We start from the raw sequence: 9792 nt of genomic DNA on the forward strand, positions 1-9792 counted from the left end.
GGCAGCGCCCTGGCGATGGCCCAGTCCGGCCAGATCGCCGAGGCGGTGACCGCCGCCACCGGCCGCCCCGTCGAGCTGGTCGAAGTGGTCACCGCGGGCGACCGCTCCAGCGCGCCGGTGCACCGGCTGGGCGTCGGGGTGTTCGTCTCCGCCCTGCGTGACGCGCTGACCGCCAAGACGATCGACTTCGCGGTCCACTCGTACAAGGATCTGCCCACGGCTGCCGCCGGCGGGCTGCACATCGCCGCGGTGCCGGCCCGGCAGGACCCGCGCGACGCGTTGGTCGCCCGCCACGGCCGGACGCTCGCCGAGCTGCCGCCCGGGGCCACCGTGGGCACCGGCGCGCTGCGCCGGATCGCCCAGCTGCACGCCCTCGGCCTGCAACTGGAGGTCACCCCGATCCGCGGCAACGTCGACACCCGCCTGGCGCGGGTGCTCGGCCCCGAGGCCGACCTCGACGCCGTCGTCCTGGCCCGGGCCGGTCTGGCCCGACTCGGCCGGCTCGACGTGATCACCGAATCGCTGGACCCGATGCTGATGCTGCCCGCGCCCGCTCAGGGCGCGCTGGCCGTGGAGTGCCGGGTCGACGACCAGACCCTGGTCGAGCTGCTCGCGGTGCTCGACCACGCACCGTCGCGTGCCGCGGTCACCGCGGAACGCGCGTTTCTGGCAACCCTGGAGGCCGGGTGCAGCGCACCCGTCGCCGCCTATGCCGAACTCGCCGAAGGCGAGACCGGCGATGAGATCTACCTGCGCGGGGCGGTGATCAGCCCGGACGGCACTCGTGACCTCCGGCTGTCCCGCACCGGAACGCCCGCCGACGCGGCGGAGATCGGTAAGGCACTCGCCGCCGAACTCCTCGAACTCGGCGCCGACTCGATCCTCGGCCACGAAGGACACACCGGCCCGGGGACCCAGCAATTTGGGAGCACAGAATGACCCGCACCCGTAAGCCCGTCGGCCGTATCGCGTTCGTCGGGGCTGGCCCCGGTGACCCGGGCCTGCTGACCCGTCGGGCCCACGACGCCCTGGTCGACGCCGACCAGGTGATCTACGACCGGGGAGTCCCGGAGTCGTTGCTCACCGTCGTTCGCGCCGAGGCCAGGGACGATGCCGAGTTCACCCCGGCCGAGGGCGCGCCGGGGGACGTGGCGAAGGTGCTGATCTCCGCGGCCCGCTCCGGGCTGAACGCGGTGCACCTCGTCGCCGGCGACCCGTTCGGGCACGACTCGGTGGTCAAGGAGGTGCAGGCGGTGGCCCGCACCGCCGCCCACTTCGAGGTGGTGCCCGGGGTCGGCCAGGCCGAGGGCGTGGCCACCTACGCCGGGGTCCCGCTGCCGGGTGTGCGTACGGCCGCCGACGTCGAGGACGTCAGCGCGCTGGACTTCGAGGCGCTGGCCACGGCCGTCGGCCGGGGTTCGCTCGCGCTCGCCGTGGACGCCGGTGACCTCGCCGCCGTCCGGGACGGACTGCTCGCCGCCGGAGTCGACGGCACCACAGGCGTCGGGGTGACCGGCGACGGCACCGGTGAGACGCAGTACACGACCACGTCGACCGTGGACAGCTTCGTGGCCGCCGCGCTCGGCTTCACCGGCCGGGTGGTGCTCACCGTCGGTGTCGGCGTGGGGCAGCGCGACAAGCTGAGCTGGTGGGAGAACCGCCCGCTGTACGGCTGGAAGGTGCTCGTACCCCGCACCAAGGAGCAGGCCGGCGCGATGAGCGCCCGGCTGCGGGCCTACGGCGCGATCCCGTGCGAGGTGCCGACCATCGCGGTCGAGCCGCCGCGCACTCCGGCGCAGATGGAGCGGGCGGTCAAGGGCCTGGTCGACGGCCGGTACGCGTGGGTGATCTTCACGTCGGTGAACGCGGTCCGCGCGGTCTGGGAGAAGTTCGCCGAGCACGGCCTCGACGCCCGACACTTCGGCGGCGTCAAGATCGCCTGCATCGGTGAGGCCACCGCGGACGCGGTCCGCGCGTTCGGCATCCAGCCGGAGCTGATCCCCGCCGGGGAGCAGTCCTCCGAGGGTCTGCTGGCCGAGTTCTCGCCGCACGACGAGATCCTCGACCCGGTGGGCCGGGTGCTGCTGCCGCGCGCCGACATCGCCACCGAGACGCTCGCCGCCGGGCTCACCGAGCGCGGTTGGGAGGTCGACGACGTGACCGCGTACCGGACGGTGCGGGCCGCTCCGCCGCCCGCCGAGATCCGCGACGCGATCAAGTCGGGCGGCTTCGACGCGGTGCTCTTCACCTCGTCTTCGACCGTGCGCAATCTGGTCGGTATCGCCGGGAAGCCGCACGCCCGGACCGTTGTTGCGGTCATTGGGCCCAAGACCGCGGAGACCGCGACGGAGTTCGGCCTGCGGGTCGACGTCCAGCCACCGCACGCCTCGGTGCCCGACCTGGTGGAGGCGCTCGCCGCCTACGCCGTCGAGCTTCGGGAGAAGCTGGCCGCCATGCCGGCCAAGCAGCGCCGTGGCTCGAAGGTGCAGGGCCCGACCGCCCTGCGCTTCCGGTAGCCGTTCGAGGAGGCCCTTCCATGTCGTACCCCGAGATCCGGCCCCGCCGACTGCGCCGCAACCCGGCGGTCCGCCGGCTGGTGTCCGAGACCCGGGTCGACCCGGCCGAACTGGTCGTGCCGATGTTCGTCAAGGAGGGGCTGACCGAGCCCCGAGCCATCGGGTCGCTCCCGGGGGTGCTCCAGCACTCCCGGGACTCGCTGCGCAAGGCGGCCACCGAGGCGGTCCAGGCCGGTGTCGGCGGGATCATGCTCTTCGGCGTGCCGGAGCAGCGGGACCCGACCGGCTCCGGTGGCATCGACCCGAACGGCATCCTCAACGTCGCCATCCGCGACGTGGTCGCCGAGGTGGGCGACGCCACGGTGGTGATGAGTGACCTGTGCCTGGACGAGTTCACCTCGCACGGGCACTGTGGGCTGCTCACCCCCGACGGCGAGGTCGACAACGACTCCACCCTGGCCGCGTACGCCGAGATGGCGGTGGCCCAGGCCGCCGCCGGGGTCGGCATGGTCGGGCCGTCCGGGATGATGGACGGCCAGGTCGGCGTGGTACGCCGGGCGCTCGACGCCGCCGGGTACCAGGACGTCTCCGTGCTGGCGTACGCCGTGAAGTACGCCTCCGCCTTCTACGGTCCGTTCCGCGAGGCGGTGGAGTCGGCGCTGGAGGGCGACCGGCGCACCTATCAGCAGGACCCGGCCAATCTGCGGGAGTCGCTGCGCGAGGTCGCGCTCGACGTCGCCGAGGGCGCCGACCTGGTGATGGTCAAGCCGGCGCTGCCCTACCTCGACGTGGTGTCGGCGGTGCGGGCCGCGGTGGACGTCCCGGTCGCCGCCTACCAGGTCTCCGGTGAGTACGCGATGGTCGAGGCGGCCGCCGCGAACGGCTGGATCGACCGGGAGCGGGTGATGTTGGAGACGCTCACCTCGATCAAACGGGCCGGCGCGCAGGTCATCCTCACCTACTGGGCCGTCGAGGCCGCCGGCCTGCTCCGCCAGCGCTACTGAGCGGCCCCGCCTAAGACCATCGGCTGACCGCGCACCGCTCGTGACGCGCGCGGCGAAGCGGGCATCGTATGTGGCCTTGACGGCTGTGCTCCGGGCCGCTTCTGACGGATTGGCCTCGACGGCCGTCTCGGCTGGGGGTTTCCTGGCCCCGACGCCGTCTCGGCTCGCGGACCCCTGGCCCCGACCTCTCCATGCCTGCCTTTGCTCTGCACCCGCGGAGGCGACGGCTACGGACCGTGACCGGTGCCTATCGGGGTGCAGAGCAAAGGCAAAAGGTTGGGGTTGGGTTCCCGCCCCCTTGCGGCGAGGACGTGCTGCTCGATAGCCACGGTTTCGCCGGCCGTGCGGGAGCCACCTTCCCAGCGCTGACGAGCGCCCGGTTGTCCACAGGTCCTTCCGTTGTCCACAGGCCCGCAAAACGGGACTGCGAGGAACGGAGCGAGCCAGGACGGTGGCGGCATGGACGATTCACCGACACCCCCGGATACAGGAGCACCTGGCGCCGACAGCTGGATCCCCGACGGTCCGAGCCCCAACGTCGCGCAGCGGAAAGTCATACTCAGCGAGCCCTCCGAATCCCCGTGGCCGGTCGCTGGCATCGTCCGGTCGGTCCGTCGTCACGCTGACCTGAGTCAACGTGAGCTGGCCCGGTGGGCGGGGGTGCACCATGCGACCATTGGCCGCATCGAGGCCGGTCGGACTGTTCCCAGTATCGAGCTGCTCCGCCGGATCATCGGGGTCGTCGGATGTCGGCTGGCCGTCGTCGACGAGTTCGGCCGGGTGCTCAGGCCGATGCGGGACTGGGACGACACGCGCGACGGTGCGGGGCGCCGCTACCCGTCGCACCTGGACACCATCCTCGACCCGGAGCCGGGGGAGTGGTGGGCGGACATCTACGGGCTGGCCCGCCCGCCCGAGACGTTCTACCGCAATCGGGAGGTCCGGGACGCGATGCGTCGGCGCAGCCGATGGGAGGTGCGGGTAGCCAGGCACCGCGGGGATCCGCCGCCGCCACAGCCCTGGCGGTACCGCTGATGCAGGATGGACGACGGCCCGCCGAACCCCACTCGGGGCGGCGGGCCGTCGTCGACCTCATTCCCCGATCAGTCGTCGTTGGTGATCGTTCCGGTCGCCAGTGGATCAGCCAGCCGCAGGCCGGGCACGCCGGCCACCAGCAACGTCAGCTTCTCGTCGGCCTCCCGCTTACGGTCACCGCGCACCGTCACCGGGAACGCCACCGACGTCTGCCCGGCGGCCAACACCTTGCAGCCGGCGTACGGGTCGAAGTCCGAACCCGCCTGCGCCGTGAGGCCGACGGTGGCGGCGCAGAGCAGCACCGACTGGGACAGCGGCCGGGACACGGTGGCGGTGAAGGTGAGCTGCCCGGTGCCCTGGTCGCCCTCGGTCACCGCCGTGTCGGCCACGGTCAACGAGGCACGGGACCGGAACCGGGCCACCTGCGGGTCGTGGTCACTGGAACCCCGCGAGCCGTCACCGGCGAACTCCGCCGGCCAGTCGGCGTTGATGTGCGCGGCCCGCACCTGCACCAGGTCGCCGTAGAACGCGTCGTTGACGAACAGGTGGTCGAGCGTCTGCGCCTGCCCCTCGAAACTGTACGAGTAGGCCGAGGCCGGCACGTCCGCGACGAGGTTGTCCCACAGGTTGTGCAGGCCCGCCTCGTAGAGCGGGGCGAGCTGGTCCGACGGCGTGGGCCGGTCACCGGTGGCGATGGGATCGTCCGGGCGGGGGAAGACGTTCAGGTCCCCGCCGTAGACCACCCGGGCGGTCTGGTCGGCCGCCTCGATCGCGGTCACGATCGCCGCGCCGTAGCGCGCCTGCTCCCGCCGCTGCCCGACCCGGCCGTCCGGGCCCGAGGAGTAGTGGTTGCTGAGCGCGTACAGGGTGAACCGCTCGGTCGAGCCGGGTGCCGCGGCCACGCTGAACTTGCCCAGCTGCGGAGCACGGGTGAAGACGTTGTTCCCGTCCCGACCGGTCGAGGTGTCCACATCCGCCGGCAACACCGCGTTGAGGGCCTTCGGGTTCTGCACGTCGGCGTTGGCCGGCAGCCCCGGAGCCCGGTACTGAACGGTCGGTGCCGAGCCCAGCAGGGGGTCGTTCGCCGTCGCGGCCGCCAGCGACAGCCGGTCCGTGCGGTACAGGAACGCCGCGGTGATACCGCGGGCGTCCGCGCCGGTCCGGTCATAGGCGGCGGCGTACGCGGGCCCACCGGCCGCCGCCACCGTGAGCGCCAACTCCTGGATGCTGTCCGGAGCGCCATCGGCGTTGTTGGTGTCGCCGCAGCTCAGGGCCGCCCCGGAGACCGTGCAGATGTCCTGGTCCTCGGCCTCCTGCACCAGGATCAGATCCGGTGCGTGCAGGTCCTTGACGATCTGGTCGGCGAGCGCGGCCAGCTGTTCGCGGTATTCCGCCTCGCTGCCCGGAACGTAGTCGAACGGCGGGGCGACGCCCACGCAACCGGCGTTACCGGCGAAGTCGCAGCCGTCGAACGGGTCGTCACGGTAGTCGTACAGGTTCTCCACGTTGTAGGTGGCCACGGCCACCTCCTGCGACCGGTCGGCCGGCTTGGGCGGGCTGTTCTTCGACGGGTCGGCCCCGGCGGCGAACTCCGCCCGCTCGACCTGGACGCCGTACTTCTCGAACGAGTAGTAGACCCCGCCCACCGCGTCCGTCCGCAGCGTGTCGAAGGTGTGTGCCGGCGGGAGTAGCGCGGCGCTGTCCCCGGCGGTGGCCTTCACGCCCATGCTGCCGAGCAGCGTCCGCTGGCCGTTGCCGTCGTCGAAGCGGCGGGTCGGGTCGTTGTCCAGCGGGTGCGAATCACGGAAGACCCGCCGGGAGTACGGGTCGTCGCGGTCCAGCAGCGGGTCGTCGCGGTCGACCACCCACAGCTCCGCGTCGGCGGTGGAGGAGAAGACGTCCCGGCCGCTCACCGCGCCGCTGCCCGCGCGTACCTGAATCCGGGAGCCCTCGTGCCGCTCCCAGAAGCGCTCCGCGTCGGTGAGCACGGCCGGCGGCACCGCGTCGGTCACCGCGACCGCGGTGTCCACGGCCAGGCCACCGCCGATCCGGCGGACCAGCGACGCGCCGGAGAGCTGGGTGAAGTTGTAGTACTCCGACACCCGGGCCCGCAGCACGACCTCGTCGCCGACCGTCGGCACGTAACCGCCGATCAGCGAGGTGAACGTGCCCATGAACACGAAGATGCCGTCGGAGCTGGTCGGGTCGCCGTCGGCGTCACCAACGCGGCTCTGCAGGAAGAACCCGTGCTGCTCCGCCCCGGCCGAGGTGCGGGCCAGGGTCAACTGGGTGATCACGCCGCGTACGTCGTACAGCGTGCTGCTCGTGCCGTTGCCGCTCGCCGGTGCGAGCGGTGACCGGTCGGCCGGACCGGACTCGGCGTCGGTGGTCGGACCCTGCACCTCGCCGACGGTCAGCTCCCGGGTCACCTGCACGACCAGCGCGCAGCTCGCGGCGCCACCGCCGGCGTCGGTCGCGGTGAGGGTGACGGTGTACGCCCCGGCGGCGAGGTCGGCGCTCACGCCGACCGTGGCGCGGGCGGTGCCGCCCACCCCGTCGGCGGGGGTGAAGGCGGTACGGGTGATCGAGCCGGCGGTCGGGCTCGGGCTGATCGCGGTCACGGCCAGGTCGACGACCGTGTCGTCGGGGTCGACGGCGGTCACCTCGCGGCTCGCGGCCGTGCCGGCGGCGGTGACCAGCGGCCCGCCACAGGTCACCGTGGCCGGCACGTCGACCGGGCCACCGCCGTCCACGGTGTGCGCGCCCAGCCCGTCGAACGTGTCGACGGGGAAGCCGGCCCACTGCGTGGCGGGGTCGAACGCGTCCGACGGGTCGGTGTCACCGGCGGCCACGTTCGGCAACCGGCGCAGGGTGTTGTCCGCGGTGCTGGTGACGCCGGCACCCCACTCGGTGCCCGGGTCGACACCCACCTGGCCGATCGAGTCGAGCACGGTGGTGCCCCGGCGCAACACGATCGCGTCGTCACCGTTGAAGAGGCTCGCCCCGGTGGTCTGGTCGGCCTGGGCGAGGACGGCGGCCCCGGCCGAGGCACTGGCGAACACGAACGCGTCGCCGGCGGCCACGCTGCCGGTCAGGGCGATCGTGGTGGCCGTGGTGGAGCCGTTGAAGTAGAGCTGCAACTGGTAGCCGCCGGCCGCCAGGTCGACGTCGGCGCCGGTGCCGTTGAACAGCTCGATCGCCTTGTTGTTCGACGAACCCTCGACGTACTCCGAGATGAACAGGTCGGTGGGCGCGGCGCTGGCCGCGGTGGGTGCGACGCCGAGCGCCGTGATGGTCACGGCGGCGGTGGCGGTCGCGAGCGCGGCGATTGAGCGGCGCGGGCGCATAGGGCCTCCACGTTGGGTGGATGGGGGTCAACGCACGTTAAGGTGCCCGACTGTCCACCGTCCATCCCCTAGTGGACAGTTTCGTGAATTCCTCAGCGTGGCGGATCGAGGCGGTGCACCAGCTCAGCGACGTCGACGCTGTATTCGCACCAGTCCCGGTCGGGACGGTAGCCCAGCTCCGCGTTGACCTTGAGCATCGCCTCGTTGGCCTGCGCGTTCCAGGTCTGCACCTCGATCAGCTCCGGCTCGGCGGAGCGCAGCTCCAGCAGCATGCGGGCCTTGATCGCCCGATCGATGCCGTAGCCCCGGTGATCCTGCGCGACGATCGTGTCGTACTGGTCGGCGCGGGTCGGGTGCTGCGCCGGCACCACCACCTCGGTCAGGCCGGCCACCTCACCGCTCTGCTCGTGCCGGGCGAGCACGATGTACGGCTTCATGCCCCGCCGGTGCAGCGTGTCGAGGCTGTCGCGCAGCCGCTCCGGGTCGTAGGAGCTGGGCCGCAGCTCACCGTCGTCGACGTCGCGCACCTCGGCCTTGGCCCGCGCGTACGCCTCGATCAGGTCGTCCGGCGGCCCGCCCGGGAAGAACTCCAGCTGGTAGCCCGCACCGATGCCGGTGGCCATCTCGGCCAGCTCGGCCCAGTCCACCGCGGTCAGGTCGAGGACGCTGCGCGTCTCCACGTACTCCCGGTTGAAGCCGAGCGACTCGTAGAACCCGACCGCGGGGGTGTCGCCGACGACCTCGACCCCGATCGACTGGAAGCCCTCCTGGTAGACCCGACGGGCGGCACGCAGGACCAGGTCACGGCCGAGGCCGGTGCGCCGCGCGGACGGGTGCACCAGCACCTCGAGCACGCCGATGTCACCCAGAAGGAGTACGTGCACCTGGCCGAGCACCGCGCCCGTGTCGCCCGGGGTGGTCGGCTCGGCCTGGGCGATCCAGGAGATCCGCCGCTCGCCGGGCATCACCTCGCCGAGGTATTCCCGCATCGAAGTCTCCCGCCAGGGCGGGTCCTGCGGCAGATCGGCCGCCAGGACCGCGTTCAGCGTGGCCAACAGCGACGCGATCTCGGCGGACGACGCGGTCCTGGGGTCCCACTCGCGCACCATCACCCGTCTAGCTTGCCGCTAACAGAGGCCCGGGGGAAGTGTCCAGTTCTCCAACGTATCGAGACGATCACTTCACGACCGACTGGCCCGTCCGTACCGGTTCGCGGTGTCGTAGACGTCCTGGGCGTACCGCCGTACATCGTTGTAGGAGAGGATCGCGTTCCACCAGTCGCCCGGAATGCTCAGGTTTCGGCCGCCCTTGCAGAGGTAGTTTCCCGCTGCCAGGGCGGCGTCGTCCAGGTCGTGCGGGTCCTTGCGGCCGTCGTTGTCCGCGTCCGCGCCGATCTCCTGCCAGGTGGTCGGGATGAACTGCATCGGCCCGATGGCGCGGTCGAGGGTGGCGTCCCCGTCGAGCGCCCCACGGTCGGTGTCGATGATCCGCATCCGACCCTCGTTCCCGTCCAGCGGCAGCCCGATGATGTTGGGCAGCGCCTTGCCGTCCTGCCCCAGCCGCGCGCCGTTGGCCGAGCCGTGCCCCGATTCGACCTGACCGATCGCGGCCAGCGTGGTCCAGCTCAACGCACAGCTGCGGTTGGTCTGGGCGAGCACCAGCTCGGCGTAGCCGTACGCCTGCATGGCGACCGCGGGGACACCGACCTTGGCGCCGACCTGCTGCGCCCAGCCGGCCAGGGCGTCCGACGGTCGGCCACCGATCACCGACCCGGTCGGCAGCCCGTTGCCGGGCAACCCGCCGCTGGGCAGCGGGAGGGTCGGCAGCGGCCCGGTGGGCAGGCCGGACGGGACCCCCGACGGTGCGACCCCGGTCGGCGCGGCGGAGGCG

Annotated in this window: 7 protein-coding genes; 4 read left to right on the forward strand and 3 right to left on the reverse strand. The window is 72.3% G+C overall.

All coding sequences use genetic code 11. The features are described from left to right. From hemC to PSH25_RS02905, 4 genes are all read left to right on the forward strand, one after another. On the forward strand, positions 1 to 939 hold a 939-nt coding region (gene hemC / locus PSH25_RS02890), incomplete at its 5' end, for a hydroxymethylbilane synthase (RefSeq protein WP_238657502.1). Beyond that, the gene (locus tag PSH25_RS02895; protein WP_112584249.1) at positions 936 to 2516 is read left to right on the forward strand and encodes a bifunctional uroporphyrinogen-III C-methyltransferase/uroporphyrinogen-III synthase; all 1581 of its coding nucleotides are present in this window, start codon (positions 936 to 938) and stop codon (positions 2514 to 2516) included. The genes hemC and PSH25_RS02895, both read left to right, overlap by 4 nt. A gap of 20 nt (positions 2517 to 2536) precedes the next feature. After that, complete coding sequence (gene hemB, locus PSH25_RS02900) at positions 2537 to 3520, forward strand: porphobilinogen synthase (protein ID WP_238657504.1); 984 nt, start codon at positions 2537 to 2539, stop codon at positions 3518 to 3520. A gap of 459 nt (positions 3521 to 3979) precedes the next feature. Continuing rightward, entirely contained in the window at positions 3980 to 4555 is a 576-nt protein-coding gene (locus PSH25_RS02905) for a helix-turn-helix transcriptional regulator (protein WP_274526917.1), read from the forward strand. A gap of 68 nt (positions 4556 to 4623) precedes the next feature. Here the strand turns inward: PSH25_RS02905 and PSH25_RS02910 are convergent, their stop codons facing one another. From PSH25_RS02910 to PSH25_RS02920, 3 genes are all read right to left on the reverse strand, one after another. After that, positions 4624 to 7902 carry a lamin tail domain-containing protein gene (locus PSH25_RS02910; RefSeq protein WP_238657506.1) on the reverse strand — a complete coding sequence of 1093 codons (3279 nt, stop codon included), beginning with the start codon at positions 7900 to 7902 and terminating at the stop codon, positions 4624 to 4626. Positions 7903 to 7994: 92 nt separating this feature from the next. Beyond that, positions 7995 to 9011 carry a GNAT family N-acetyltransferase gene (locus tag PSH25_RS02915; RefSeq protein WP_238657508.1) on the reverse strand — a complete coding sequence of 339 codons (1017 nt, stop codon included), beginning with the start codon at positions 9009 to 9011 and terminating at the stop codon, positions 7995 to 7997. A 72-nt stretch (positions 9012 to 9083) separates the two neighbouring features. Further along, positions 9084 to 9792, reverse strand: a 709-nt coding sequence (locus tag PSH25_RS02920) for a lytic transglycosylase domain-containing protein (RefSeq protein ID WP_238657507.1), incomplete at its 5' end; no start/stop codon positions are given.

Origin of the sequence: Micromonospora foliorum (assembly GCF_022229015.1) — a bacterium.
In the GTDB taxonomy this organism is placed as follows: Bacteria; Actinomycetota; Actinomycetes; order Mycobacteriales; family Micromonosporaceae; genus Micromonospora; species Micromonospora foliorum.